Origin of the sequence: Streptomyces luteoverticillatus, from assembly GCF_003970715.1 — a bacterium.
In the GTDB taxonomy this organism is placed as follows: domain Bacteria; phylum Actinomycetota; class Actinomycetes; order Streptomycetales; family Streptomycetaceae; genus Streptomyces; species Streptomyces abikoensis.
This window is the reverse complement of the sequence record NZ_CP034587.1, coordinates 5,308,366-5,334,823: the sequence shown is the minus strand read 5'-3', so window position 1 is coordinate 5,334,823 and position 26,458 is coordinate 5,308,366. Positions and strand designations below refer to the sequence as shown.

The following is a 26,458-nucleotide window of genomic DNA, read 5'->3' as shown; positions in this document are numbered from 1 at the left end:
GGTCGTTCCTTTCAGACTTCCTTAGCGACTGCGTGGATCAGCTCACGGGATTGCTTCAGCGACAGCGTCTTGCGCTCTGCCCGCTCGAACAGGCTGCGGTAGTTTTCCAACTGGTGCTCAGCAGTGAGAAAGACCGTGGTGTGTGCGGCGTCCAGTTGAACGGTGTCGAGCTGTGAGACCGCTCCGTAGGCGTAAAACACAGTCTGCCCAGCACCAGGGAAGCCTCCCGCAGCGAAAGGCAGGACACGGATCCGCACGTGGTCCCGCTCAGTCACAGCCAGGAGATGCTCAAGCTGAGCGAGCGCGGCCTTACGGCCACCGAATTGCATACGCAGCGCCGCTTCATGGATGATCACATCGAGCTCAGGCGGTTCCTTCTGGTCCAGTACCGCTTGCCGCCTCATGCGGTGGGCGAGTCTGAGCTCCACCTCCCGAGCCGGCAGTGGCTGCACAGCCTCCTCGAAGATCGCCCGTGCGTGGTCTTCCGTCTGGAGCAGCCCAGGAATGTGGACGCTGGACGACGTGCGCATCTTGCGCGCACCGTCCTCCAGCTCAGCGATGTCAAGGTAGCCCGGAGGCAAAGAACCTCGGTACTCCTCCCACCAGCCCTTGTCACGCTCGTCTGCCAACTTCACCAACGCATCCACGAAGCTTTCATTGGCACAGCCGTAGTTGCACGCGAGAGTGCGCAGGCGGCCAGGGGTGATCCCCACGCGGCCTGCTTCAAGGTGGCTGACCTGGTAGGCCTTGATGTTGATCAACGCACCCGCGTCCTGGGCGCTCAGGCCCGCCGCCTCGCGAAGCTTGCGCAATTCGATACCCAGGCGTCGTTGCCGCTGGGTGGGATGGCTCCTCGACGGCATCTGGTCCTCCTCGCGATCCATGCGAAGCATGCCGTGGCGTCAGGGGCCACGTCCACCGACAGGGTTGTCTTTGCAGACAAGGTTGTCCGGCGTGCCCAGGTACCCCTACATTCGGTGACGCACCGCTCACACGCGACAAGAGCCGGAAGTGCACCGCGCGAGCATGCCCAACTCTCCCTGGAGTGGGTGTACCCGCGTCCAGGGAGGCAAGCCACCGGCAGAGGTCAGCGTGCCGAAACTCCCAACTGCCCAAGCGCCTGGAGTGAACGCGCATGAGCAACAGCGCACTCTGCCCACCGGAGACGTCGGCCGTGCCGACGCCCGCCAACTTCAACTACTCCCTCGGCCTACCCGGGGGCCCGTATTGCATCAGCACCGCGCGCAACCTCGTACGTACCGTGCTGCGCGAGCACGACCTCGGCGATCTGGCCGAGGTCGGCGTTCTCGCGACATCCGAACTCCTTGCCAACACCTACGCGTTCACACCTGGGCGTGAGGCCCATCTGTCGATGCGGTGGCGCTTCGGCGTGCTGAGACTGACCGTGTTCGACGAGCACCCCTCGCACGAGGCAGCGGAAATCATCACCGCGTGCCTCGGGCTGCGGAGGGATGCGCTGTCACTGCTGGATGCAGTTACTGGCGCGTGCGGCGGGATCTGTGGGCTGGCCGAGGCCGACGCGCCCCTGTACGGGAGCAGGGTCTGGGTCGTGCTCCCCCGAGAGGCGGGGGCGCTGTATGCGCGGCTCTGAGGGTCGGTACGCCGCGGCCTGAGAATGCGACGGGGGGGGGTGGGCAAACCGCCCACCCCCCGCGCGGCGTCGGCCGGTTCAGCCGAGGTTCTGGAAGAGCCCCGCCGCCTTGCGGTCCGTGTGCTGGTACTGGGTGCTACCGTGCTCGATCTTCTTGGACACGTCCTCGAGGACCGACTGGATGTGCTGCGCCCGGGCGTCCCACTGCGCCTTCGCGGCCATCATCATCTGGTGGGCCTCGCCCTCCCAGCCATGGGTGACCTTGTCGACAGCGGCCCAGAGGGCGTCGAGCTGCTGTTGCACCACGCCCGCGGCCGTCCTGATGTCGCCCGCGGTGTGGCCCAGGCCGCTGTATTGAACCTTGAGGATTCCGTCTCCGGACATGCGTCCCCCACTCGTCTCAGTTGCTTGTGCGCTGTGTCTGGTGCGCCTAGTAGGCGCTGATCTTGCTCTCGAGGCCGGCGCTCAAGCCGGTCTGAGTGCTGCCTGCCGCGAGGTGGCCACCGGCAGCCGCGCCATTGACATCGATGCTCTTGAAGCTGGACATGACGTCGGCGTCGTTGGCGTGGCTCGACTTGCGGGTGAGGGCGACGGCCTCGTGGATGCCGTCGATCAGCCGGCGCAGGGCGTCGTGGTCGTCGTTGAGGGCTTGCTGCGCCTGAACGAACGCGGTAGCGGCCTGACCGGACCACGCGGCCTGCGCCTGGGCGACGGCGTTAACGAGAGACTTGAGGTTCGACGACAGCGCGGCGCTCGCCTCACTGATGCTGTTCTCGAACGCGACGAATGCCGCGTCCTCAATTTTCTGAATGCCCGACATAATCCACCTTCCCCCATGGGTTGACTTAAGAATTCGTACGTCGTCGCTGGCGTACCGTCAGGATGACGGTCGTGGCTACGACGCCCACTGCAGCTGCACCGATGCCGATGCCTAGCCATGGCGTGGTACTGCCGCTGCCCTTCTCGGGGCGGAGCTCCGACGCGGAGCCCTCCATCCGGGCCGATGGCTTCGGCGACGGCGACGCGGGCTCGCTCGTCGCGAGCAGCGGGTTGACGTCAGCTGGGCCGGGGTTCCCCTCGCCGTCCAGGAGGACTTTGCGGGGGCGGACGATACCGTAGCCGATGTAGGGGCTCGGGATCTTGCCCGTGGTCGGCTTGCCGGCGGTTTCCAGCATGACCCGCAGGACCTGGTTGTTGGTCCAGTCCGGGTGTTTGGACCAGATGAGGGCGGCGGAGGCGGAGGCGAGGGCGGTGGCTTGGCTGGTGCCGCGGGTGGCGCAGAAGCCTGTGCTTTCCTTGCAACGGCCCGGGATTTCGTCTCCGGGGGCGGCGAGGGCGACGTTGCTGGCGCTGTTCGACCACTTGGTCACCGTGCTGGTGCTGTCGATCGCGCCGACAGAGACCACCCCGGCCATCGTTGCAGGATAGTTCGGGGCGTTCCCCTTATCGCCATCGTTTCCTGATCCGGCAAAGACCAGACTTCCCTTGCTGAGGGCATACTTCACGGCAGTTTCTGTCTGCCCGCTCTGGTTCGGGGACTCAACTCCCGCCATGGAAATATTGATGACTCGCGCACCATGATCCACAGCAAAGCGGATGGCTCTGGCCATCAGCGGATCAGAGGCGTCAGCAAGCCCCGTTTGCACCGTTCTCACGGGAAGGATCATGGCGCCTGGTGCAAGCCCTTGAATTCCTCCGCCTGCCCCCGTGCCCGAGATCAGTGCGGCCATTTCCGTGCCATGCCCGTCCTGGTCGACATTAGCGCCCATCGGCTTGTTCGACACGTCCGTACCTTGCAGTACCTGGCCTTGCAGCTCCGGTACGGAACTGTCCACGCCCAAGTCGACAACCGCGACCGTCACGCCTTCGCCCCGACTCACCTTCCACATCTCGTCGGCCTGCATGGCATCGAGATACCACTGCCTCGACCTCATGTCGTCCGCCGCTGCCTGCGGCGTGGTAACGAAAGCGGCAGCCAGGAGAGACAACATCGTCAAGGCACGGAGCCGCACCTTGCGTGACTCGAATCGCATGCGCCAGGAATCTCCTCGGACTACTCGATGACAGGCGGGACAGTATCGCGCCGCCCACGCGTCCAGGTCTCCTCGTCCTCCGTGAGATATTCGGGCCGACCAGCAGCTGGACGTCGGCCGGTGCTGCCAGCCGAGCTGCCACCGACGTGCGGCATCGCACCCGGCACCTGCGTTCCCCGGACTAGACCGGAACCACCCTGGGTGAACTCCGACCTCATGCCGGGCGAGGCCTGCCCCAACACCGAACCGCGCGGGCTGCCGATAACACCACCGGGCTCGGTAGCCAGCCTTCGGCCCGTTCCCGTGCCGTGAGCGCCGAAACCACTGCCGTTGGCGGCTCCCGGGTAGCCACCCGCCCCCACAGGACCACGACTCATTAGACCGCGTTCTTCACCGACGACCGTGCCTCGTGGCAGCTTCGCGGCACTGTTCTCGCCCCCCGGAACCTTAGGAAGACCGCCCACGATTCCATCGTTCGGGCGTGGCATGCCGCCGCCTCGAGGCATCGCGATGGTCGCTTCGGGGCGCCCAATCCCCGAGCCGCCGCGTGGCGCTCCGGCCTTGATCCCTCTGCCGTCACCCGGGACCTGAGGCAATACGACGGGGGGACCACCCGGCCCCTGGGGCATGGCAACACGATCGTGGTGCTGAATGACATCAGGTGCTGGGGCAGTCGGCTGAGGAGTCGGAAGAACGGTCGTCGAGTCGATATTCGTTCCTGATGCCCAACCGGCTCCCGGTCCCGGTCCCGGCTGTGCGCTGGCACTTCCGTGTCCCACTGCACCCGGATACTCAGCAGCGCTTACGGCACTGCCCACGGGCAGAGCAGCAGCATGCGCTGCCCCACCCGCGGCGCCGCTGTGAGGAACCGAGGAGAATCCATCACCTCTACCGCTAGATCCGTAACCGCCCGAAGTCGATGGTTCATACGGCCTTTCCCAATCCTCACCAATGCCGATTTTCATGACCGGCGGCAGCGCGAACTTCGGCTCCTCCAGCTTCCCCAGATCCGTCTGCGCCGTCGCGTAGTACGAATCCAGCGTCCGCATCGCGTCGACCGCATGCTGCCGGTCCGTCTCCACCGCCTTCAGCCGCGCCCGTTCCTTCTCCGCATCCGTGAAACACACCGAGCCACTCGGCTTCGGCATACTGGACCGCGCCTTCCCCAGTCCCTCCGCCGCCTTGTCCATTACCGCACCGGCCGACGAGACATAGTGCGCCAGCTTCGTGGTCTGCATGACCATCTGCTCGCCCCACTTGCGGAAGGCCTCACCGCCCTCGCCCTCCAGTTTCACCTGGGCGACATGGCCCTTGAGGTCTCGGCTGATGCCGTCGAGATCGTCGAATGCCTGCTTGAGAGCCTTCCCGACTTCGCTCAGCCTCTCCGGCTTCGCGTCCGCCACCATCGCGTAGAGCTCTTCGTGCGACTTGCCCTGGAATTCCGCGTCCGACATGGCGTTCCGTCCGTCCCCTCCCCCTAGAGCCCGGCCCCGCCGGTGCCTTCGGCGCCGGCGGCGCCCAGTGTGCCCGGAGCGGTCTGGCCGGGCCTCCTCGGCGTGGTGCCGCGCTCGTATTCGTGCGTCCGCTCCTGGATCGCCCGCATCCGGGCGGCCTCGTCCGCGTCGACGCCGTCGTAGCCGCGCTCGGCGATCACGGCGGCGAGGCCCATGGCCTCGACCTGGTCGCCGAAGACCTTCGACAGGGTCTCCAGGCGCGCGTGGACCGCGTCGTACAGCGCGGCGAGGCCCTCGGCCGAGCCGAAGCCCTTGCCGAAGGCGTCGTGGGCGACCTTCTGGTCGCCCATCGTCTTCGGCGAGGCCGCCGACTTCTCCAGGTTGGCCAGCACCTCGTCGATGCGGTTCTTGAACGTCGTCAGCGTCTCGGCCTCTTTGGCCAGGTGGGCGTTCATCCCCAACTCCCCCTCCCCCCCCAGACACTTCTACGTCACTGTAGTCACTCGTGACGCGGCGCCCCGACCAGATTGCCGTCAGGCACGCGTCAGGCATCCGTCAGGGCGCGGCCACCGCGACGACCACGTCCGCGTCCTGGGAATCCAGGAGGCCTTCGTTGAGCAACAGCAGGCGATCTCCCTTGAGATGGGAGACCAGGGCCCTGGGCCGGGCCAGGCGCCATTCGATCGCGCGGAGGTCCCGGGCGAGGTGCGTGGTGCGAGCGGCTTCACCCGTGCGGGTGGAGACGCGGGACAGTTCGCCGACGCGTTCCGGGGTGCCGGGGACGTAGACGGCGAGTTGTCCGTCCCGCACCGAGACGGGGAAGGCGGTCCGGTTGGCGTCGGCCTTGTACGTCCATTTCTCGCGGCCGTTCGCGAGGTCATAGGCAGTCGTGGATCCCTTGCGTGCGATGTAGACCGTGTCGCCGTCGATCAGGTATTCCGGGCATTTGCTGACGCTCGCCGAGCAGATGTTGCCGTCGTGGTCGCGCCGGAGCTCGATACGGGAGCGCTCCTTGCCGTCGGTGTCATTGAGAGTGACCAGCTGCACGGGCTTTCCCTGGCCGTCACTGGTGAGCAGGACGACAGGACGCGTGGAGAGGACCTCGTCGACCTCCTCTTCGCCGCGCCCCTCCCATGTCCACTTCGGCTTGTCGAGGGCCTCCGGATTCTGGGAGCGCACCCTCATCCGCTTATCGCAGCGGGCCAGTGTCAGCATCTGGGAGCCGCCGGCCGCGCCGACGTAGCGGCACGGCTCCTTCTGGGGCGAGTCCCCTACCGGCTTGCCGTCCGCGAGGCTGACGATTTTGGCTCCCGTGGCCCAGGTGATCAGGCCGTGGCCGGCGTTCACCGCTACTTCCAGCTCCGCCTTCCACTTGTCGGGCCGGAAATTGTCCAGGTCCGGATCGTCGCCCGTGTGGAGGGCGATGGGCTCCGACCAGAGCCGCACCCCGCGGCGGATGTCGATGGCCGCCATCCCGTCGCAGAACCCCGCCGCCTTGACGGCAATGAGCACACGGTCGCCGTCGGCGTCCCTCGACGCCGCGCACAGGACCCCGTCCAGCACCAGCGACCACTGCTTCGCGCCGGTTTTCAGGTCGTAGGCCGTCATCATGTCGGGCTCGGCCTTGACCACCGTGGTCGGGGTGAACCAGGCGCCCGGCGCCGCATTGGCGCCTCGTGACGGTTCGGTGCGGGCCGTCTTCTTCCACACCATCGCTCCTGCCTCAGCGGTCCCTGAATCATGGGCCGCCGAGGGATTCGGGGGACTGTCCGAGCCACCCCACAGGGCATACACACCACCGCCACAGGCGAGCAGGACGCCGAGTACCAGGCTTGTTATCCAGAGCTTGCGCCGACCCGTGCCGGACCCCGGGGAGTAGGGAGGTGTCACGGGCGAAGGCGAAGGCGGGGGCTGGAGCGGTGGCAAGGGGTAGGACGGCTGCTGCTGTCGAGACATCGGTTTTCTCCATCGGAATCAGCACAGAAAGGAGGGAATCGCAGACTGATCGTGCTCAGCTGAACGACAACGCCAAGTGCTCATTCCTGTTGTTCGGTTCGCCGAACATGAAGAGCCTGTCGCCCTCGAAGTACACCTGGCCCATGTACGCGACGTTCCGTTCCTCTTCGGCGCTCTCCGCCGGCATGCGCTTGACGACAGTCGGCGCTCCGTCGCGAGGGTCGAGCGTGACGAGCCTTCCGCCGTCTCCCGACTGGGCGATCTGATAGATCAACGGCCGGTCGTCGATGAATCCGAGAGGCGTGCTGACCCGGTTTCCCCCGGCCTTGCTCTCCCAGCGCTTCTCTCCATTGGCCAGGTCGATGGCGATGATGCGGTTCTCCTGGGTGTGAGCCGCTGTCTCCTGACCCTGGCTCGCCAGGTAGACCGTGTCCTTCCGGACGATGGCGTCGAACGCGTTGCCGTTGCCTGTCAGCGAGATGATGGCCCGGGTCCGGCCCTCCGGGCTGATGCTGATCAGGTCCGTGATCTCGTCCGACCGGTCCCTGCGGCTGACCGCGACGACGGCCGGGTCCACGGAGGGGACGCCTCTGACCTCAAGCCCGTCCGGCACCTTCCAGGTCCACTCCTCCTTGCCCGTCTCCGGGTCCATGCGCTGGACGAACGCGCGACCGTCGCCCGCGGAGCACCCGAGTACGGAGAGCAAGGCCTTCCCGTCCGTCGAGGCACGGTTCTCCATGCAGTTGTCACTGAACCGGAGCTTGGGATGATCCAGTACTTTGCCGTCATCGGCCGCGAAGGTCGCCGATTCGCTGGTCCCCATGACCTTGACCTTGCCCCGGAACATCAGGACCTGCGTGTTGCCATAGTCCGTATTGAGCGGGTTGTTGAGGGGAAGGGACTGATCCCACTTCTTGTGCCCGCTCCCGAGGTCCACGGCCATGAGACCGTTGCAGTCGCCGCTGCCGGTCTTCGAAGTCTTCGAGTACAGGACGGCCACCGTGTCGCCATCGGGCTTGCGCGCGGCAGCGCAGAGCACTCCCGGCAGCGGGATGTTCCACCGCTCCGTGCCCTGGCGGACGTCGTAGGCGGTGATGTCACGCGCCCGCGTCCGGATCACATTGCCATGGGCGAACCAGGTGACCGGTTTCCTGGGGGTGCCGTTGGCTTCGGTATCCCTGTCCTTGTCGGGATTCCGTATGAGCCAATCCAGGCGGGTGTCCACACGGGCGGGAGCCGACGGCTTCGCCTGCGACCCGGGCTTCTTGCCGCGACCGGTCTTCCCCCAGAGCAGCCAGCCGCCCGCGCCGAGGCTCGCGATCAGAGCGAGCGCCAGCACGATGAACAGGGCCTTGCGCCGTCCGCGCCCACTGCTGTCACTACCGCCGCTACTGCCACTCCCGCCCCCGCCGGTATCACTCCCGCCGAACGCGGGTGGCGGTGGGCCGAAGCCCGGTGGTGCCGAGGAGCGTTGGTTGATGTCGGTGTCCCAGATCTGCGGGGTACGGGCCGGCTGGTGTGGCGGCATGGGCGGTGGTGGCTGGGTCATGGGACGGATCCTTTCTGCCCTTCGGAAACATCATCGATCGGGGGACTGGTGGCCGAACTCCCGCCTCCGCGACCCCGCCGATTGCTAGCGTCGGCGGCGGTGCCTCGCACCCATACCGTCGGTTGATCGGATTCGGAAGAGGAGTCCCGCGCAGTGGCCACAGAAGAAGAGAAGGAAGCGCTGTACGCCATGGACATCTCGGGCGCCGAGTGGCTCAGCGCCCCGGGTGACACTTCCGAGGTGCGTGTGGAGATCGCGTATCTGGAGGGAGGCGCTGTCGGCATGCGGGCCTCCAACGACCCCGAGACCGTGCTGCGTTACACCGCCAGCGAGTGGGAGGCGTTCGTCCTCGGCGTGCGGGACGGGGAGTTCGACATCGACGTCGAAGACGGCGGCGGGGCCGGCGGCAAGGAGTGAGCGGCGGTGGGGCGTGACGTGTGCGCGGCACGCCCCACCCGCGCCGTCACGCGTCCGGTGCGCTGATCGCCAGGATCATCCCGTCCCCGTCGCTCCCGACTCCCCCGTCGTTGATGAGGAGCAGTCGCCCGTTCACCAGACGGGGGAACGTCACCTTGGCCATCATCGACTCGTTCTTGCGGTCCTTCTCGCGGTCCGAGTGCTCGACCACGCGCGCGACCTTGCCATCGGCGGTGGATACGTAGTCGAGCCGGCCGCGACGCTCGGCGGTCGCGGGGACGTACGTGGCCAGTTCGCCGTCGTGGACGGCCGTCGGCACGGTGACGCGGTTGGCGTCGCTCTTGTAGGTCCAGCGTTCCCTGCCGGTGGTGAGGTCGTAGGCCATGGTCACGCCTTGGCCGGCGACGTAAAGGCTGTCCTTGTCGACCAGTGCTCCCGTGCAGCCCGAGGTCGAGAGGAAGCACGAGCCCAGTCGCCAGAAGCCGTTGTAGGCGACGCGCGTCTTCTCCTTGCCGGTCGCCGGGTCCAGCACGACGAAGTCGTACCGGTTGTCCTGCCCGCCCTTTCCGGGGGACTGGGAGAGGACCAGCGGGTCCGTCGAGATGACGGAGACGAAGCCGTCATTGCGCTTGAGGGACGAGCTCCACTTCGGCTTGTCCAGCTTTTTGGGGTCGAGCGAGCGGAGCTTGATCTCGCTTTCCCCGCAATAGGTGATGGCGATCAGCTGCTTGCCGCCCGCCGTGTCGGCCCATTCGCAGGCGTCCTGCTTCCGCTGGTCCACGCGCTTGCCGTCGGAGAGATTGCGGGTCTGCTCGCCGTCCTTCCATGTCGTATAGACATGGCCGTCGTGGAGGGCGAGCCGGGGGCCGGACTTGCCCCACTTCTTGGGGTCGAGGTTGTCGCCCGCCTCCTTCTCGTCCATGAGGAGCTCGTTCCAGACGCGGTGGCCGTCGCGCAGGTCGATGGCCTTGAGGTTCATGCAGTGGTTCCCGAACATGACGGCGACGACCGCCACGTTCCCCTCGGATTCCCGGGAGGCCGCGCAGAGCGAGCCGGTGAGGAGGAAGGACCATTTCTTCTCACCGGTCTTGATGTCGTAGGCCGTGACGACATCCGGCTCGGCCTTGACCACGAGCGTCGAGGTGAACCAGGTGCCCAAGGCCTGCCGCATTCCCTCGTCGGGTTTCACGCGCGCCTCTGCCAGCCATGCGACCGTTCCCGCCCCGGGAGCGTGGGAGGCGCCGTTCGGGTCCTTCGGCTTCGACCGGCCGTCGTCCGTGAACGACCACAGCGCCCAGCCGCCCGCGGCGAGCAGGAGGACGACCACCAGGCCGATGAGCACGGCCGGCCTGCGCCACGGGGGCCGGTGGGGAGCGAAGTTCCCGCCGAGGCTGGAAACGGGTCGCGGGGTGGACGGGGTGGGCCCGGGGGACGGTGGCGTCGGGGGAAGTGGCGCCGATGGCGGCTGCTGCGGATAGCCGTAGGAAGGTGGCTGCGTCACTGACTTGGCTCCTGGATTCCGTTTCTCGTTCTGGCACGCACTCGTCAGTGGTCAGTGGAACGACATCATCATCGTGCTGTGCATCAGGCCCTCGTTCACGACCAGGTAGAAGCGGCCGTCGTGGAAATAGGCGTTTCCACTGCGGGCGATGCTGAATTCCTGCTCGTTGGACTCCTGGGGAAGCCGCAGGAAGTCGGCGGGCTTGCCGTCGGCCGGGTCGAGGGAGAGCAGCTTTCCGCTCTCGTCCTTCGTCGCCTGCTGGTAGACGAGCAGGCGCCCCTCGTGCATGGCCACGGGACGATTGCCCCGGTTACCGCCCAGGGGAGCGGTCCAGCGCTTCTTGCCCGTGGCCAGGTCGATCGCGACGATGGCGTTGACGTTGACGCCGTCGACGTTCATCTCGGCGCTTTTCGTGGGCAGGTAGACGGTGTCGCCGTCGACCACCGCGCCGTGGCAGCTCGTCAGCTCGGTCTTCCAGCAGTCGCTGAAGTCGTACGGTCCCGCCGAGATGGAAATCAGGCTCCGCAGGTGGCCCTTCTCGTCGAGGCTCACGAGATCCGAGGGGTCGGAGTCGTTCTCCCTGCCCACCACCAGCAGCGCGGGCTCGACGGAGAGGACGTTCTGGACGGTGAGCCCGTCCGGGACCTTCCAGATCCACTTCTCCAGATCGGACTTGGGCTGCGTCTTCATGACGAATGTCCGCCCGAAAGCCTGGCACTGGGCGAGGACGAGCTGCCGCGAGCGGTCGGCGACCGCGCCGTACTCCCGGCATCCGAAGTCCCGGGGCTTCTTCCGTTCGCCGTTCCCGACGGCGAAGACCTTGGGGTCACCACCCGTGTCCGCCACCGAGATGAGGCCCCGGTCGATGCTGAGACTGGACCCGTCGGAGGGGCTGCTCAGACCCTTGTCGTTGGTGAGTTCCTTCGACCACAGGGCCCGGCCGTGCTCCACGTCGACGGCCATCAGCATGTTGCAGTCGAACTGCTCCTTCCCGTGGATGACCGCGGCGATGCCGTCGACGACCTTCGAGGAAGCCTTGCAGGCGGAGCCGGGGATCGGGACGCTCCAGGCGGGCTTGCCCGTCTCGGCGTTGTACGCCGTCACCGCCTTGCTCGTGGTCATGATGGCGTTGCCCTTGGCGAACCACAGCGGGGCCATCTGCTTCAGCCCGTGCTCCTTGTCGGCGTCCGGCACCGGCGCCATCCAGTCGAGCTTGGCGTCGACGGCCTGGGCCGGCCCCTTCGACTTCTGGGCAGGATCGTTTCCGCCGCTACCCCAGAGCAGCCAGCCGCCCGTGCCCGCTCCGGCCACCAGCAGCAGCCCCAGCCCGATGATCAAGGCCTTGCGCCGCTTGCCGCCCCCGCCGGAGCCCCGGGCTCCGGTGGCGTTCGGGCCGTCCGGTGCCGCCGGCCCGAACGCGCCGGGCGCGGGGCCGAAGCCGGCAGGACCGCCCTGGTGCGCGGCGGTGGGGGACGCCGGGACGGTGCGCGGGTCGCGCTGGTCGTAGCGGGTGTCCCAGATCTGGGGCGGGCGCTGCCGCGGGGCCTCCGGCGGGAGCTCGCCGCCGTGTGGGGGGCTGGGTGGTGGCTGAGTCATGGATTCCTTTCTGCGGTGCCGCCCGCAGCGGCCGATGGGGCGCTCACGTGTCCGTACGGACGCGGCGGCGGTTGCGGTCCCGTACGACGACGGCGGAGCCGGCGATCGTGGCGACCAGCGCGGCGGTGCCGCCCAGGGCGTAGGTGGCCAGGCGGGCCTGTCGCTCCCCCGGGGTCTCGCCCAGGGAGAGGGCCGCGGGTTCGGGGGCGGCGACGGGATGGGCCGGGCCGCTCGGGGCGGTGACGCGGTCGAGGGGGTGGTCGTCCTCGGTGAGGGCGCGGGCGGGGTCGACGACACCCCAGCCGATGTAGCGGTCGCGGCCGGCGGACGGGCGTTCCGCGGTCTGCTCGATCTGGGCGACCACCTGGTGCTGTTTCCAGTCGGGGTGCTTGGCGCGGATGAGCGCGGCGACCCCGGCGACGTAGGGGGCGGAGAAGCTGGTGCCGTGGTCGACGCACTGTCCGCCGCCGGGGACGGTGGAGACCATGTCGACGCCGGGCGCGGCCACGCCGACGAAGTCGCCGGGCTGGGAGAAGTACGCCCGTTCGTTGTTGCGGTCGGAGGCGCCGACGGCGAGCACGCCGGGGTAGGCGGCCGGGTACGTGGCCTTGGCCTGCCCGTCGGCGCCGTCGTTGCCGGCCGAGGCGACCACGACGACGTCGTGGCCGAGGGCGTACTGGACGGCCTGTTCCAGGTCGGAGTCGGGGCGCAGCGGGGTGGCGGTGTCCTGGGAGACGTTGATGACGCGGGCGCCCGCGTCGACGGCCTGCCGGATGCCGGTGGCGAGGGTGCGGGAGGTGCCGGTGCCCTTCTCGTCGTTCTGCCGGATCGGGATGATGACCGACTCCGGGGCGATGCCGACGAACCCGCTCGTCGGGGAGGGGCGGGCGGCGATGATGCCGGCGACCTTGGTGCCGTGGCCGACGGGGTCGACGGTGGCACCGGAAGGACCGGCTGGTCCGGCCGCCTGGCCCTGGCTCGGGTCCTTGGCGCCGGTGAGCAGGTCGGTGCCGCTCCTGGCGTCGACGGCGTCCCTGAGCTGCGGGTTGAGGTTGTCGACGCCGGTGTCGATGACGGCGACACGGACGGGGTTGCCGTGGCCGTCCTTGCCGCGGGTGTCCTGCCAGAGCTGGTCGAGCAGGACGCGCTGGAGCGACCAGGGGGTGCCCTTGATGGGTTTGGCCGGGTAGGTGCACTGGCCGCTGCCGTCGAGGGCGACCGGTGCCGACGCCGGTGCCGGGGTGGCGGGGGCGGGTGCCGCCCCGGTGGTGAGGGCGGTCAGCAGGGTGGCGGAGAGGATGGCCGGCGTGCGCTTACGGGTGTGCGTGCGCTTGGGTGCGTGCGTGCGCATATGGGCGTTCACGGGTATGCCTCACGAACCCTGTGGCTGCTTGGCGCTGTTGGTGTCCAGCCGTGGCCCGGTCGGCAGGAACTGGGACCAGTTCGCGGGGACGGGCACGGGGTTGACGTCCTTGTAGCCGAGCCGGACGCGGGCCTGGTCGGCCTCGGGCACGGCGGGCGGCTCACCGGGCCGGGCACCGTCGGGCTCCTCGCCGATCCTCGACTTGCCGGTGGCGCTGTCGTTGTTGGACTGCACGGCGTAGCGCAGCCCGGTGTCGGTGACGAGGAAGACCGCGCCGCTGTCGGTCTGGCGCCCGGTGACCTGGCGGTAGAGGAGGCCGGAGCCGGGGGTGACGTAGGCGCTGGTGGCGCCGTCGGGGATGGTCGCGGGGTAGTCCTTGCCGGTCCAGACGCCGAGGTCGGGGGTGCCGGAGGCGTCGAGACCGCCGAAGACGCCGCATACGGTGCCACCACCGGCGAGGGGGTCGCCGACGGCCGCGAGGCGGGGCACCTGGGCGGGCCAGTGGTCGCCGCCGTGGAACTCCTCGGCGTCGGGGGTGAAGTCGGCGGCGCTCACCCGCTCGGGGGCGCCGGCCTGGCCGAGGGGGGCGAGGTCGCGGCTGCTGAGGAGGAGCTTGGCGACGAACTCCGAGACGCGGGCGACCTTCCCGGGCAGCACGACGTAGTGCTGGGTGGTGGCGCCCGTGGGGGCCTGGAGGATCGTGCCGACGCGATTGGCCTTGGGCTTGAGGGTGGGGACACCCGCGGGTTCGCCGACGCGGCCGCCGACGGAGGGGACGGTGATGGGCGTGCCCTCGCCGAGGGTGCCCAGCCACTCCTTGGTGACGCGCTGGGGCTGGGCGCCGTCGGGGAAGAGGGCGCGGAGGAGGACGCTGCGGTCGGCGGGGTCCTGGCGCTGCCAGTCGGGGCCGCCGATGAGGTAGCGGGTGCCCTTGGGGTCGACGAGGTAACGGGCGTCGTCGGGCCCCTGGACGTAGAGGGCCTGGGGGCCGCGCAGCCGTCCGGCGCCGGTGAGCGTCCTGGCCTTCGGGTCGTTCGCGGAGAAAAGGAAGACCGCTTTTTGCGTGGTTTTCCCGTTGCCGCCGGGTTGTTGGCAGACGGCCCACTGTTTCGGTTTGCCCGCTTGGACCGCCGTGGGCATTCGGTCCGGTGCGTACGGAATGCCGAGAGTGGGGCCGCGCGGAATATGTCCGTCGTCGAGCTCGGATTCCCGGACCTTGATCACGCCGCCCTTGCCCGGGGCGAGGAGCAGCCGGGCGGAGGCGAGATTGAGGACGGGGTGGAGCTGCTTCCTGCCGTCGGTCTTGAGCACGACGTAGCGGGTGGTGGAGTCGCTGCCGACGATGACGTGGGCGGCCACGTCGTCCCATCCCTTGGGTGCCACGGGCCGGAACGCGCCCCAGGCGCCGAAGCCTGCGACGAGCAGGGCGCCGATGACGACGCCGGGCAGGACCGTGCGCAGCGGACGCGGGGCGCCTTCTTCGGAACCGGTGGGCGAGGGTTGCAGAAAAGCGGCAACCGTCCGTTTCTTCGCGAAGGTGTAGGCGTTGAGTTCGTCCCGCCGTGATGCCATCTCGAGCTGTTTCTCCCCCGTTTTCGCCGTGGCTTCCCTCGGTCGCCCGGCGCTGCCCTATCGGGCCCGGTGTCGTACCGAGCCTCTACTATGCCCGTAAGTGATCGACACCTGTCGCCGGGGGAGGGTTCCCGAGGCGGCATCCGATTTCCCGGCGGGGTATTCCGGGTTGTGCGAGGGGGCTTGACGGGTCGTGGCTGCCATGGCGCGCGTACGGGCCGGGAGGGGTCCGGAGTCCGGTGCGCGGACGGCCGGTCCCGGAGGCGGTGGTGCCGGGGGTGTCGTGCTCCGGCCGGCGCCGGGGCACGGGGCGCTGGGGCCGGTCCGGCTGCCGCAGTTGGTGCTGCTGGAGCTCGCGGCGGCCGTGGTGCTCGCCGGGTGGGCGGGCGGCCGGGCGGCGCTCGTCCCGGCCGTGGTGGTCGCGGCGGTGCTGGTGGCCCTGGCGTTCGTCCGGCTCGGGCGGCGGCCCGTCGTGGAGTGGCTGACCGCCGTGGCGGCGCTGCGGCGGCGGGCGCGGCGGACGGCTGCGGAGCCGGTGCCGCCGGGTACGGATCCGCGCCTGGCGCCCCTGGTGGAGTGCGAACCGGCGCTGTGGACGGAGTCGTTCACCGATCGCGACCGGCAGCCGGTCGGGCTGGTCGGCGACGGCACGTTCCTGACGGCGGTGCTGCGCGTGGACGCCGTGGACCGGCCGCTGCGGGCCGCGCGGACCGAGCGGGCGCTGCCGCTGGACCTGCTGCGGGACGTGATGGACGTGGACGGTGTCCTGCTGGAGTCGGTGCAGGTGGTGCAGAACACCCTGCCCGCCCCGGCCCCGCATCTGCCCGCTCAGGCTCTGCCCGCGCGGAACTACGCGCTGCTGCACGAGATGAGCGGCGCCCCTGCGGTGCGGCAGACCTGGGTGGCGCTGAAGTTCGACCCGGAGCTGTGCCCGGAGGCCGTGGCGGCGCGCGGCGGCGGCGCCGAGGGCGCGCGGCGCTGTGTGCTGCGCGCGGCGCGGCAACTGGCCAGCCGGCTGCCGGGCGCCGGATTCACGGCGACGCTGCTGTCCGAGGAGGAGCTGACGGCCGCCCTCGCGGCGGCGGCCGACCTCAACCCGGTGGCCACTACGCGGGCGGGCCGCGCCGACGCGCCCGCGCGGCGCACGGCGGAGACCTCGCGCGCCTGGCGGTGCGACGACCGCTGGCACTCGGTGTTCTGGGTGAGCCGCTGGCCCCGGCTGGGGGCGGGCGGCGCCGGTCTGCCGCAACTGGCCGCGCTGCTCACATCGCTGCCCGCGCTGTCGACGACGCTGAGCCTGACGCTCGGCCGGGGGCGGACGCTCGAAGGACGGCACGCGCCGACGCTGACGGGACATGTACGGATATGCGGGCGCAGTGCGGACGAATTGGGCGGAGTGCGACGTGAGTTGGAGCGGGCGGCACGGGCGGTGAAGGTCGGGCTGGTCCGGCTGGACCACGAGCAGGTGCCGGGCGTGCTCGCCACGCTGCCGCTGGGAGGGACGCGCTGATGGACACTTCGGTGACTCCAGTGACTTCGGTGACTCCTGTGACAGCGCCGGCCCGCCGGGCCCGGTTCGGCTTCGGCCTGCTCGGGCCGCGCCGGGGGCGGCACGAGCTGTCGCACGAGGAGTTCACGTCGCTGGCGCTGCCTGTGGGTGACGACGGGGTAGTCGTCGGCTCCGACGAACAGGGCGTACCCGCCGTCCTGGGCCTCGGCCGGCCCGTTCCCTACGACGTGGTCCTGGTCGGCGGCGCGTGGACGGCCCAGGTCGTCGCGCTGCGCGCGGTCGGTACGGGCGCGCGCGTCGCCGTCGAGACCGGGCGGCGGCAGCTGTGGACGGCGCTCGCGCAGTCGGCGAACAGCGGGCAGCAGTGCGTCACGCTCCACGACGTCGGCCGGATGCCGCCGCAGGGGCCGTCCACGCACAGCCCCGTGCTCGTCGTCCGCGACTGCGGGGCGCGCCCGCCGCGTGGACGGACGGGCCCGGCGCCCTGGCAGTCGGTGCTCACCCTGCTCCCCTACCCGAGCCCCACCACGCCACGACTGATGGCCCAGGCGGATCTGGTGGGCGTCCAGCGGGTCGCGCCCGACGAGGCGCGGCAGATCGGCCGGACGATGAACCTGCCGCCGGAGGACGTCGACAAGCTGTCCACGCTCCCCGACGGGGTCACGCTTTGGTGCACGCGTTCGTCACGAATGTATGTCACCACCCGCCCGACGGAGCCCGAGACGGGCTTGTTGGGCGCGGCCCGGCGCGTGGAGTGACGCCCGGCTCCACCGGCGCGGGAGCGGTGTCGCCGCCTCCGCGCGGGGAAGCCATGCCGCACCGAGGGGCGGACGGTGAGGCGGGGGCGGACCTGCCGCGGGGATGCGGATGACGATTAGTCTGTAAGAACGTACGCACGCACTGGAGAACCCGACGCCGGTCCTGTCCTGCGACAGATGGGGAAATCCGGGCGGTCGGGGCGACAGTAACGGTCGGCCCCGCCAGCTGAGTCCACCGAATCCATGGGCAGCCGACCACACCAGCAGGAGGCATTGTGAGCAGCGATCGGGACGAGATCCGAGCGGCCGGGAAGACAGCCGGCGAGGACCGGCCCGACGCCGAGCACCGGCCGGGATTCGAACACGAGCCCGAGCACACGGGCGAGTTCACCATCGACTACACGCCGCCCGCGTGGTACACGCAGGGCGCGCCGGCGGCGCCTAGCGCTCCGGCCGCGCCGAGTGCTCCGATTGCGCCGAGTGTGCCGGTCGCGCCCGCTCCGTCCGCTTCGGGTGGCGGGAGCGACGAGGCGCGGGGCGCGACGGCTCCGGCGCCCGCGCCGGCACCCGCGCCGGCCGAGGCTCCGGCGGCCGCCTGGACCCCGTCTCCCGCGCCCCAGGCCTCCCTGCCGCCGCTGCCGCCCAACTTCCCGCCGGCTGCCCAGCAGACCCCTCCCCCGGCCGCCTGGCCGCCGCCCCCGCAGGCGCCGTACCCCGCCGTGCCCGGCCACGGGATGCCGCACCCCGAGGCGGACGCGCCGGTCGCGCCGCCGCAGGACGCCGCCCACGCCGAGGCCCCGGTGGACGCCCCGGCGGCGGAGAGCGGTGCGCCCGCCGACGAGCAGCCCGCGCCGTCCGACGCACCGACCGGCCCTGACAGCGCGTCGGCCGCCACTCCGACCGGCGACGGCGCCCCTGCCGCCCCCGCCACCCCGAGCGCGCCGACCGGCCTCGACACCACGTCGGCCACGCATCCGGCCGATGACGGCACCTCTGCCGTTCCCGGCGCACCGGCCGCCCCCGCGCCGACCGGCCTCGACGTCGCGCCCGCCGCCACTCCGACCGGTGACGGCGCCCCCGCCTTCCCGGGCGCATCGGCCGTCCCTGGCGTCCCCGGCATGCCGAGCGCGCCCGCCGCCGCTCCGACGGGCGATGGCGCCCCTGGCGCCCCTGGCGTCCCCGCCGTCCCGGGCACTCCGCCCGCACCGAACGCCCCCGCACCGAACGCCCCCGCGCCGACGGGCCTCGACGCCTCGTCCGCCGTCGCCCCGGCCGGTGACGGCGCCCCGGTCGTCCCTGGCGCCCCCAGCGCGTCGAGCGCTCCCGGCGCCCCTGCCACGCCCGGCGTACCCGGTGCCCCCGCGCCCTGGGGCGCGCCCGCCGCCCCCGCCCCGCACGGGGCGCCGGGAGTGCCGCCCGTGCCCGTGGCGGAGGCGCCCGGCGCGGCCCTGCCGCAGCCGGTGCCGGGCATGCCCGGCATGCCGGGTGTATCCGTGCCACCCGGGATGCCCGGCATGCCCGTTCCCAACACCGCTCCGCCGCAGGCCGGTTACGGCTACCCGCGTCCCGAGGGGGCGCCCGTGCCGCCGTCGTACGACGGATACGGCTACCCCCGCCCCGACGGCGCGGCCATGCCGCCCCCGCCCGCCCCCCAGCCCGGCTACGGCTACCCGCAGCCGCCCGCGCCCGCGGAGCCCAACGGGTACCCCGGCGCGCTGCCGCCCGCCGCCGCGCCCGGCGGCGTACCCGGGGCGTACGCCCAGCCGGGCGCGCCCGTGCCCGGCGCCCTCCCGCCGGCCATGGACCAGGCGGCGTACCCGGGCGCGTACCCCGCCCAGGCCCCTGGCCAGACCCCTGGTCAGGCCCCCGGCCACCCCGGTGTCCCCGAGGCCCCCCTCGACCCCCGGGCCGGTGGCTGGCCGACCGTGACGCCGGAGCAGCGGCAGCGGTCCGTGCACGGCGCTCCGCTCGGTTTCACGGCGGCGGTCGAGCTGTCCTCGGAGCGGCTGCTGAAGGCGAAGCAGAAGCCGAAGAAGCAGAACCCGGCGGCCCGCTTCAAGTTCGGCGCCAAGAAGGAGGAGGCCGAGCGGCAGCGCAAGCTGGAGCTGATCCGCACGCCCGTCCTGTCCTGCTACCGGATCGCCGTCATCAGCCTCAAGGGCGGCGTCGGCAAGACGACGACCACCACCGCCCTGGGGGCGACCCTGGCCACCGAGCGCCAGGACAAGATCCTCGCGATCGACGCCAACCCCGACGCCGGCACGCTCGGCCGCCGGGTGCGCCGGGAGACGGGCGCGACCATCCGCGACCTCGTCCAGGCCATCCCGCACCTCAACAGCTACATGGACATCCGCCGTTACACGTCCCAGGCACCCTCCGGACTGGAGATCATCGCCAATGACGTGGACCCGGCCGTCTCCACGACCTTCAACGACGAGGACTACCGGCGCGCCATAGACGTGCTGGGCAAGCAGTACCCGATCATCCTCACCGACTCGGGCACCGGCCTCCTCTACAGCGCCATGCGCGGGGTCCTCGACCTCGCCGACCAGCTGATCATCATCTCCACGCCGTCCGTGGACGGCGCGAGCAGCGCCAGCACCACCCTCGACTGGCTCGCCGCGCACGGCTACGGCGAGCTGGTGTCGCGGAGCATCACCGTGATCTCCGGGGTCCGGGAGACCGGCAAGATGATCAAGGTCGAGGACATCGTGTCGCACTTCGAGACGCGCTGCCGGGGCGTCGTGGTCGTGCCGTTCGACGAGCACCTGGCCACCGGTGCCGAGGTCGACCTGGAGATGATGCGGCCGAAGACGCGCGAGGCGTACTTCCACCTGTCCGCCATGGTCGCCGAGGACTTCGTCCGCGCCCAGCAGCAACAGGGCCTGTACGCGGCGCCCCACCAGGCCCCGCCGATGCCGGGCGGCTACGCTCCCCAGCCCGCGCCCGAGGCGCAGTACAACCCCTACGGGCAGGGCATGCCCCAGGCCCAGCCGGGCAGCCCATACGCCCAGCCCCAGCAGCCGCAGCCGCCCCAGCAGGACGGCTGGGCCCTGCCGCCACAGCAGTAAGCGGTGACAGCGGAGGGCCCCGGGCACGAAGTACGTGCCCGGGGCCCTCCGCTGTCTTGTGTCCCGCCTAGCCCGCGACGACCGCGGCCTCGTGCGCGGCGACCAGGTCGCGCGCCTGCTTCACGTCCTGGGCCATGCGGTCCAGCAGGGCGTCGATGGACGCGAACTTCTCCATGCCGCGCAGATACGCGAGGAAGTCCACGGCCGCGTGCATCCCGTAGAGGTCGAGGCCGACGCGGTCGATGGCGTAGGCCTCGACCGTCCGCTCGGTCGCGTCGAACTGGACGTTCGTGCCGACCGAGATGGCGGCGGGCATGGCCTCGCCGTCGACGGTCAGCCAGCCCGCGTACACGCCGTCGGCCGGGATCGCGGTGTGCGGCAGCGTCTCCACGTTGGCCGTGGGGAAGCCGAGCTCGCGGCCGCGCTGGGCACCGCGCACGACGACGCCCTCCACGCGGTGCGGCCGGCCGAGGATCTCCATGGCGCCCGCCACGTCGCCCTCGGCGACCAGGCGCCGGGTCAGCGTCGAGGAGAACGGCAGCCCGCCACCGGCCTCGCCCGAGACGTGGAGGTCGATGACCTCGACGTCGAAGTCGTAGGTGCCGCCGAGCTCCTGGAGGAAGTCGACGTTGCCCGCCGCGCGGTGGCCGAAGCGGAAGTTGGGGCCCTCGACGACGAGCTTGGCGTGCAGCTTGTCGACCAGCACCTTGACCACGAACTCGGCGGGCGACAGCTTCGAGAACTCCGCCGTGAACGGCAGGACCAGCACCGCGTCCACGCCCAGCTCGGCGATCAGCTCCGCGCGCCGGTGGTGGGGCGCCAGCAGCGGCGGGTGACTGCCGGGGCGCACGACCTCGCTGGGGTGCGGGTCGAAGGTGACCACGACCGAGGGAACGCCCAGCGTCCTCGCCCGCTCCACCGCACGACCGATGATCAACTGGTGCCCGCGGTGCACGCCGTCGTACGAGCCGATGGTGACGACGCTGCGTCCCCAGTCCTGGGGGATGTCCTCCAAGCCACGCCAGCGCTGCACTGTCCCCGCTCCTCGCCCGAACCCGAACCTTTGTCTGTCTGATGACGCAGGTCTAAGAGTGCCATGCCGGTTGGCGGCGTCCCGCATCGGCCGGTGCGGTGCCGGTCACGTCGGCTGGGTGCGTGGGATCCGACGCGCCCCCCTGACCCCCTCCACCCCCCTTCTCACGCCCCGCGGTCAGGCGGATACGGGCGCTCGGGCCCACGACCACGGCCCATTGGGCCGGCGCGGATTTCAGCCAACCGCGAACCTGGCCGCCGAACACCGGGATCTCCCGGGCGAGCTGGGTCAGTCTCCGGTCGAAACAGGCGGCGCCCTCGGGCGTGCGGGCCATCAGCAGGCCGGTGCGGTGCACGAGGTCGCGTGTGCGGGCCTCGGTGCGCTCGGCCGCGCCCGCGGCCACCGCGCGCAGCAGGGTGTCGAGGACGGTGGCGTCGCGCTCGTACGGCCCGTACTCCTCGCGCTCCATCAGCACCTCGAGCAGCTCCTGGCGCAGCGGGCGCGACACGGCCGTGCCGGGGTCGGCGAGCACGGGCGCGAGGGCGCGGCGCACCTGGGGCGTCCCGGTGCGCAGCAGGTCGACGACGAGGGGGAAGAGCACGGAACGGGTGGCCGGGCCGCACTCCAGGCGGCGGTCGACGAATTCGGCGGCGTTGGCCGCGCCCTCGGGGCGGTGGTCGACGTGCTCGCGCACCAGCGTGGTGATCCGGCGGGCCAGGGTGGCGGGGGCGGAGATCCCGGCGAGGGTGCGCAGCACGGCCGCAGGCCGCTCCCCCGGCTCGTACAGGCGCGCCCGGAAGACGTCGAGCACCTGGTCGGGGTGGGTGTCGAGGGCGGGGGCGAGCAGGTCGGGCGGGAGGTCGGGGTCGCCCGTGGCGAAGGCCGCGAGGGCCTGCGGGAGGTGCTTGGCGCGCGTGTCGGGGTCGCGGACGAGCAGGGCGAGCGCGGTGCCGTGCAGGGTGCCCTCGTCGGGCCGCTCCAGGAGGGCGAGCGCGGCGTAGCGCAGCAGCTGCCGGTCGGCGGACGTCACGACGTGCGGGGCGGTGCGCAGCGCGTACGCGGCGGCGGCGACGTGGCGTTCGACGCGGTCGTCGTGGGCCCAGCGGTCGACGGCCCGGCACAGCGCGGACGGCTCGTCCTCGGCCAGGGCGGCCAGCAGTTCGTCGGCCCGGGGGTGTGCGGCCTCCACCAGCGCCTCGGTCAGGTCGTCCACGGCCCGGCGGCGGTGGGTGTGGAGGAGGGCCTGGGCGGCGGTGGCGACGGTGAGGCGGACCCTGGCCCCGGCGGGGGTGATCTGCAGGGGGCGCTCGTCGGCGAACCAGCGGCACAGGAGGGGCTGCGCGGCGCAGGGGTCGGCGGTGAAGAGGGTGACGACGGCGGTCAGGAACCGGTCGGCGAGCGCCGCGTGGGCGTCGCCGCCGGACGCGCGCCGCCGGGCGGGCGGAGCGGTGCCCGCGCCGCCGCCCTGCCGGACGGGCTCCTCCGGCTCCGTCCTCGCCTCGGGGACGACGGGCTCGGCGGTCTCGACCATCTCGGCCGTCTCGACGGGCTCGCCGGGGCCGCCGGGGCCGCCGGGGCCGCCGGGCTCCTGCGCGTCGGCGGAACGGGTCCGGGCCCACGCCTCCGACCATCCCTCGCTGTACGGCACCCCGGGCTCATGGGGTTCGTGGGGCTCATAAGGCTCATGGGGTTCAACGGACTCGGGGCGGGCCGAGGTGTAGGAGATGACGCGCTCGTCCTCCGGGACGGCCTTCCGGCGCCGCCCCAGCACCGGGGGGCGCTCGTTGCCGTTCCGCGCCTCCCCCGCGCCCCGCCCCTGGCCGGGGACGCGTCCGGCCCGGCCACCCCAGGGGGCGCGCGCAGCACCGCCCGCGCCCTGCGCCGCGCCGCCACGGGCCCGGGCGCCGCCGGAGGCGCGGTCTCCCCGCCCGTCCGCCCAGTCGGACGCCTCCGGCTCGCCCCCGCCGCTCCCGGCCGCGTGCCACGCCGCACCGGCACAGGCCGCCGCCGGTCCCCCGCCCCGTCCCCCCGAGCGGGACGACACCCCGGTGCCCCGGGGCGCTCCCGCCTCTTCGGCGGCCCGAACCGCGTCCGTACCGCCGCGCGTACCGTCGTCCGAAGCGCCGACGCCTTGGCTCGCGGCACCGGCCGACGCGGCAGGGCCACCCTGCCCCGGGACCCGCCGGACCCCACCGGTCCCACCGGCCCCATGGGCCCCGTTCGCACCCTTCCGGTGCGCACCGGATCCGGGAGCGACATCCCCCGCCGCACTACCCGAGGCGCGCGCCCCCGCATGCCCCGCGCGCCCCGCTCCCGCCGCGCCACGTCCGCCCCCACGGGAAGCGTGCGCCCGCTCCGCGCCTCCACGTGACTGCGCCGGCACGGTCGCCCGCGCGGCCCCGTCCACCGCCCCGTCCACAGACTCGTCCGCCGAGCCGTCCGTCGGACCGTCCGCGGACCCGGCCGCCAAACCCTCCGCCGACGGAGAAGCCGACAAGGCCGCCGCCTCCTGGGTCGCGCCCGGAGGCGGCCCGTCGGCCGGGATCAGGACGCGGAGGAGCTCCAGGCGGTCGGCGAGGCCGAGCGGCAGCCGGAGCCAGAACCAGGGGCCGAACTCCGCGAGGCCGCCCAGCGTGCGCCCGGCCTCGCTGTCGAAGCCGCCGACGGCCAGGGAGCGGGCGGTGACGCGCTCGGCGAGGAGGCGGAGGACGCCCAGGTACGGCGTGGCGTCGGGGACGCGCAGCAGGGTCTCGCCGAGGAGGTGGGCGGCCCACCAGGCGGGGTCGCCGAGGCGGCGGCCGGCACCCTCCTCCTTGGCCTCGGCCTCCGCCGCCCGCTGGGAGAGGGTCTCGATGGCGTGGACGAGGGCGCTGAGGCGGCGGGAGAGCTCTGTCGGGCCCGAGCGCCGGGCGAGCAGGAGCATGGCCTGGAGGACGGGGCCGATCCGGTGGCGCGGCACCGGCAGCGGGCGCGGCGGCTCGGCCGGGCCCCCGCCGCGTTTGCGGCGACCCTTCGCGCCGCCGCGGGCGGCGCCGGAGCCGGGCGGCGGCGGTACGTGGCCGCCCGGCGTGGGCAGCGGGCCCTTGCCGCCCGTGCGGGAGGGCAGCCGGACGGCGGCCTCGGCCGGCGGGCCCGCCGGCTCGTACCAGCGGTGGACCAGCGCGTAGAGCGCGGCGTCGAGGTCCAGGTGGGAGCCCTGCACCCAGTCGGCGAACTCCTCGTGGGCGAAGCGGTAGCCGGAGCCGGCCGGGACGAGCAGGCCCTCCGTGAGGACGGCGGAGGCCCAGCCTGTGCGCCAGGGGAACAGCTCCTCGAACGCCTCCCGTTCCAGCTCCCCCTGCCCCGGGCCGAGGCAGCGCCGGGCGGCCTCGTGGACCTGCCCGGCCACCCGGGCCGCGAGCCGGCGGACGGCAGGTCCGCGCAGCGGCGGGCGGCGGGACGCGGCGAGGCGCACGGCGATGCGCAGGCAGATCAGGTCCAGATAGGCGGAGAACACGCCCCACCGGTCGGGGGCGGCCTCCCCCGTGCCGCCGGCGCCCACCGTCCCGTCGGGCAGCGCCGCCCGGACCTCGGCGAGCAGCCGCAGGGCGAGGGGGTGGGCGGCGTCGGCCGGGTCGACGGCGCCCGGCGGGATGCCGTAGGAGGCGCGGACCTCGGCGGCCTGCGCGGGGGTGAGCCCGGGCAGCCGGGAGCAGGGCGGCAGGGCCCGGGGGCCCGAGGGCGGGGGCAGGGCGCAGGGGCCGCCGCCGGGGCGGTGGAGGACGCCGGACGGGAAGAGGGCGCCGGCGGTCTCCCAGTGCTCGGGGCGGCAGGCCACGATCAGCCGGGAGGAGGTCTCCTCCAGCCAGCGGACGGTCGCGGTGGTCCAGGCGGGCAGGGCGTGGGCGAGGACGGGCGGCATCTCCTCGGGCCCGTCGAGGAGGACGAGCAGGGGGTGTCCGACCCGGCGGGCGAGGTCGGCGACGGCCTCGGGCGTGGCGGCGGCGGTGTCCCCGATGGTGCCGGCGGGGCCCGCCGAGGCGGTGACGATGCGCCCGGCGGCCTTGAGGGCCCGGGCGATCGCGTCGCGGACGCTCTCGTCGCCCACGCGCAGGTCCGCGCCGCGCAGCCAGAGGGTGGGCGCGGGCTGGGCGCCGCGCGCCCTGCGGCCGGCGAGCGCGCCGAGCTCGGTGGTCCGGCCCGTGCCGGGGTCGCCCACGAGGCCGAGCACCAGGGCGTGGCTCTCCGCGCCGGGCTCCCCGTCCAGGAAGCGGGCGAACTCCCGCTCGGTCTCCGGGCGCTCCACGGGGTCGCGCCAGACGCGCGGGGTGACGACCGAGCCCAGGGCGGTGGCGGTGAGCTGGAGGGCGCCGGCCAGGTTGAGGTCGGGGCCGAAGGCGGGGACGGTGGCGGAGTTGCGGTCGAGGAGCTCCGCGAGCGCCCCGCCCGGGCAGGAGGCCGCCGCGGCCCGCAGCGGGATGGCGAATCCGGCGGCCCGGCGGTCGGCCTGGAGCGCGGTACCGAGGACGGCGACGACCGCCCCCGTGCGGGCGTCGAAGACGGGCCCGCCGGTGGCCTCCTCGCCGAGCCGCAGCCCGGCGCGGCCGGACAGGGACAGCTCCAGCGCGGCGCCGAGGAGGTGGAAGCGGTCGGTGGCGGTGTAGGTGACCGGGACGTCCCCGATGATCCGCGCGTCGTGCCAGCGCCCGGCGCGCAGCCGGACGTCGTTGCCGCCCTCGAAGCTCACGGCCGCGGCGACCGGCAGCGGGGGGACGCACAGGCCCTCGGTGCGCACGAGCGCCAGATCGTACTCGGGCAGCGGCGTGACGTTCTCGGCGCCGACGACGCAGGTCAGATCGCCCGAGGCGTGGAGCACCAGCCGGGCCAGGCCGTCGACGGCCTCATGGCTGGTGATCAGGGTGCCGCGGTCGTCGGCGAGGAATCCCGTGCCGCGTTCGCGCCCTGCGAGGTCGCGAATGCGTACGAGCGAATCCTCGGCATCGGTCCGCCGACCGTTCATCTCCGTCGAACCTCCCCGGCGTGCTGGTCCTCAC

General features: G+C 72.1%; 19 protein-coding genes. 5 read left to right on the top strand and 14 right to left on the bottom strand.

Annotated features, from left to right (window positions below; translation table 11 throughout):
- Nucleotides 1-11: 11 nt before the first annotated feature.
- A complete protein-coding gene (locus EKH77_RS23910; protein WP_240667500.1) occupies nucleotides 12-884 on the bottom strand; it encodes a helix-turn-helix domain-containing protein in 873 nt (290 codons plus the stop codon).
- A gap of 251 nt (nucleotides 885-1,135) precedes the next feature.
- On the opposite strand from EKH77_RS23910, the gene EKH77_RS23905 reads away from it, so the two are divergent.
- Nucleotides 1,136-1,612 carry an ATP-binding protein gene (locus tag EKH77_RS23905; RefSeq protein ID WP_126916362.1) on the top strand — a complete coding sequence of 159 codons (477 nt, stop codon included), beginning with the start codon at nucleotides 1,136-1,138 and terminating at the stop codon, nucleotides 1,610-1,612.
- Between the two features lie 78 nt (nucleotides 1,613-1,690).
- Here the strand turns inward: EKH77_RS23905 and EKH77_RS23900 are convergent, their stop codons facing one another.
- The 7 genes from EKH77_RS23900 to EKH77_RS23870 all read right to left on the bottom strand — a co-directional run bounded on the left by EKH77_RS23900 (nucleotide 1,691) and on the right by EKH77_RS23870 (nucleotide 8,604).
- Nucleotides 1,691-1,996, bottom strand: a complete 306-nt coding sequence (locus tag EKH77_RS23900) for a WXG100 family type VII secretion target (protein ID WP_126916361.1) — start codon at nucleotides 1,994-1,996, stop codon at nucleotides 1,691-1,693.
- 46 nt (nucleotides 1,997-2,042) lie between these two features.
- Entirely contained in the window at nucleotides 2,043-2,432 is a 390-nt protein-coding gene (locus tag EKH77_RS23895) for a WXG100 family type VII secretion target (RefSeq protein ID WP_126916360.1), read from the bottom strand.
- A gap of 25 nt (nucleotides 2,433-2,457) precedes the next feature.
- A complete protein-coding gene (gene mycP / locus EKH77_RS23890; protein ID WP_126916359.1) occupies nucleotides 2,458-3,645 on the bottom strand; it encodes a type VII secretion-associated serine protease mycosin in 1,188 nt (395 codons plus the stop codon).
- A gap of 20 nt (nucleotides 3,646-3,665) precedes the next feature.
- Complete coding sequence (locus EKH77_RS23885) at nucleotides 3,666-5,099, bottom strand: hypothetical protein (protein WP_126916358.1); 1,434 nt, start codon at nucleotides 5,097-5,099, stop codon at nucleotides 3,666-3,668.
- Nucleotides 5,100-5,122: 23 nt separating this feature from the next.
- Nucleotides 5,123-5,554: a hypothetical protein gene (locus EKH77_RS23880; RefSeq protein WP_126916357.1), complete on the bottom strand. Its 432-nt coding sequence runs from the start codon at nucleotides 5,552-5,554 to the stop codon at nucleotides 5,123-5,125.
- A 100-nt stretch (nucleotides 5,555-5,654) separates the two neighbouring features.
- Entirely contained in the window at nucleotides 5,655-7,055 is a 1,401-nt protein-coding gene (locus tag EKH77_RS23875) for a PQQ-binding-like beta-propeller repeat protein (protein ID WP_126916356.1), read from the bottom strand.
- Nucleotides 7,056-7,110: 55 nt separating this feature from the next.
- The gene (locus EKH77_RS23870) at nucleotides 7,111-8,604 is read right to left on the bottom strand and encodes a PQQ-binding-like beta-propeller repeat protein (protein ID WP_126916355.1); all 1,494 of its coding nucleotides are present in this window, start codon (nucleotides 8,602-8,604) and stop codon (nucleotides 7,111-7,113) included.
- Nucleotides 8,605-8,757: 153 nt separating this feature from the next.
- On the opposite strand from EKH77_RS23870, the gene EKH77_RS23865 reads away from it, so the two are divergent.
- Nucleotides 8,758-9,021 (top strand): DUF397 domain-containing protein, encoded by a 264-nt coding sequence (locus EKH77_RS23865; RefSeq protein ID WP_240667499.1) that lies wholly within the window; start codon nucleotides 8,758-8,760, stop codon nucleotides 9,019-9,021.
- A 46-nt stretch (nucleotides 9,022-9,067) separates the two neighbouring features.
- On the opposite strand, the gene EKH77_RS23860 is transcribed toward EKH77_RS23865, so the two are convergent.
- From EKH77_RS23860 to eccB, 4 genes are all read right to left on the bottom strand, one after another.
- Nucleotides 9,068-10,363, bottom strand: a complete 1,296-nt coding sequence (locus EKH77_RS23860) for a PQQ-binding-like beta-propeller repeat protein (RefSeq protein WP_126916354.1) — start codon at nucleotides 10,361-10,363, stop codon at nucleotides 9,068-9,070.
- Between the two features lie 210 nt (nucleotides 10,364-10,573).
- Nucleotides 10,574-12,118: a PQQ-binding-like beta-propeller repeat protein gene (locus EKH77_RS23855; protein WP_126916353.1), complete on the bottom strand. Its 1,545-nt coding sequence runs from the start codon at nucleotides 12,116-12,118 to the stop codon at nucleotides 10,574-10,576.
- Between the two features lie 43 nt (nucleotides 12,119-12,161).
- A complete protein-coding gene (mycP, locus tag EKH77_RS23850; RefSeq protein ID WP_126916352.1) occupies nucleotides 12,162-13,469 on the bottom strand; it encodes a type VII secretion-associated serine protease mycosin in 1,308 nt (435 codons plus the stop codon).
- 21 nt (nucleotides 13,470-13,490) lie between these two features.
- Nucleotides 13,491-15,053, bottom strand: coding sequence for a type VII secretion protein EccB (eccB, locus tag EKH77_RS23845; protein ID WP_126916351.1), 1,563 nt, complete (start codon nucleotides 15,051-15,053; stop codon nucleotides 13,491-13,493).
- A 202-nt stretch (nucleotides 15,054-15,255) separates the two neighbouring features.
- On the opposite strand from eccB, the gene eccE reads away from it, so the two are divergent.
- The 3 genes from eccE to EKH77_RS23830 all read left to right on the top strand — a co-directional run bounded on the left by eccE (nucleotide 15,256) and on the right by EKH77_RS23830 (nucleotide 20,392).
- Nucleotides 15,256-16,563: a type VII secretion protein EccE gene (gene eccE / locus EKH77_RS23840; RefSeq protein WP_126918254.1), complete on the top strand. Its 1,308-nt coding sequence runs from the start codon at nucleotides 15,256-15,258 to the stop codon at nucleotides 16,561-16,563.
- Nucleotides 16,563-17,321: a hypothetical protein gene (locus EKH77_RS23835; RefSeq protein WP_430981007.1), complete on the top strand. Its 759-nt coding sequence runs from the start codon at nucleotides 16,563-16,565 to the stop codon at nucleotides 17,319-17,321. The genes eccE and EKH77_RS23835 overlap by 1 nt, the downstream gene beginning before the upstream one ends.
- Before the next feature lie 275 nt (nucleotides 17,322-17,596).
- Nucleotides 17,597-20,392, top strand: coding sequence for an SCO5717 family growth-regulating ATPase (locus tag EKH77_RS23830; RefSeq protein WP_126916350.1), 2,796 nt, complete (start codon nucleotides 17,597-17,599; stop codon nucleotides 20,390-20,392).
- A gap of 67 nt (nucleotides 20,393-20,459) precedes the next feature.
- Here the strand turns inward: EKH77_RS23830 and EKH77_RS23825 are convergent, their stop codons facing one another.
- On the bottom strand, nucleotides 20,460-21,425 hold the full coding sequence (locus tag EKH77_RS23825; protein ID WP_126916349.1) for a bifunctional riboflavin kinase/FAD synthetase: 966 nt from the start codon (nucleotides 21,423-21,425) through the stop codon (nucleotides 20,460-20,462).
- Between the two features lie 52 nt (nucleotides 21,426-21,477).
- A complete protein-coding gene (locus EKH77_RS23820; RefSeq protein ID WP_126916348.1) occupies nucleotides 21,478-26,424 on the bottom strand; it encodes a hypothetical protein in 4,947 nt (1,648 codons plus the stop codon).
- Nucleotides 26,425-26,458: the final 34 nt, after the last annotated feature.

Coding starts and splice junctions, on each gene's coding strand:
- EKH77_RS23855 (WP_126916353.1), bottom strand. CDS start 12,118: ATGACTCAGCCACCACCCAGCCCCCCACACGGCGGCGAGCTCCCGCCG.
- EKH77_RS23885 (WP_126916358.1), bottom strand. CDS start 5,099: ATGTCGGACGCGGAATTCCAGGGCAAGTCGCACGAAGAGCTCTACGCG.
- EKH77_RS23905 (WP_126916362.1), top strand. CDS start 1,136: ATGAGCAACAGCGCACTCTGCCCACCGGAGACGTCGGCCGTGCCGACG.
- EKH77_RS23910 (WP_240667500.1), bottom strand. CDS start 884: ATGGATCGCGAGGAGGACCAGATGCCGTCGAGGAGCCATCCCACCCAG.
- EKH77_RS23820 (WP_126916348.1), bottom strand. CDS start 26,424: ATGAACGGTCGGCGGACCGATGCCGAGGATTCGCTCGTACGCATTCGC.
- EKH77_RS23835 (WP_430981007.1), top strand. CDS start 16,563: ATGGACACTTCGGTGACTCCAGTGACTTCGGTGACTCCTGTGACAGCG.
- EKH77_RS23870 (WP_126916355.1), bottom strand. CDS start 8,604: ATGACCCAGCCACCACCGCCCATGCCGCCACACCAGCCGGCCCGTACC.
- mycP (WP_126916352.1), bottom strand. CDS start 13,469: ATGCGCACGCACGCACCCAAGCGCACGCACACCCGTAAGCGCACGCCG.
- eccE (WP_126918254.1), top strand. CDS start 15,256: ATGGCGCGCGTACGGGCCGGGAGGGGTCCGGAGTCCGGTGCGCGGACG.
- EKH77_RS23900 (WP_126916361.1), bottom strand. CDS start 1,996: ATGTCCGGAGACGGAATCCTCAAGGTTCAATACAGCGGCCTGGGCCAC.
- eccB (WP_126916351.1), bottom strand. CDS start 15,053: ATGGCATCACGGCGGGACGAACTCAACGCCTACACCTTCGCGAAGAAA.
- mycP (WP_126916359.1), bottom strand. CDS start 3,645: ATGCGATTCGAGTCACGCAAGGTGCGGCTCCGTGCCTTGACGATGTTG.
- EKH77_RS23875 (WP_126916356.1), bottom strand. CDS start 7,055: ATGTCTCGACAGCAGCAGCCGTCCTACCCCTTGCCACCGCTCCAGCCC.
- EKH77_RS23880 (WP_126916357.1), bottom strand. CDS start 5,554: ATGAACGCCCACCTGGCCAAAGAGGCCGAGACGCTGACGACGTTCAAG.
- EKH77_RS23895 (WP_126916360.1), bottom strand. CDS start 2,432: ATGTCGGGCATTCAGAAAATTGAGGACGCGGCATTCGTCGCGTTCGAG.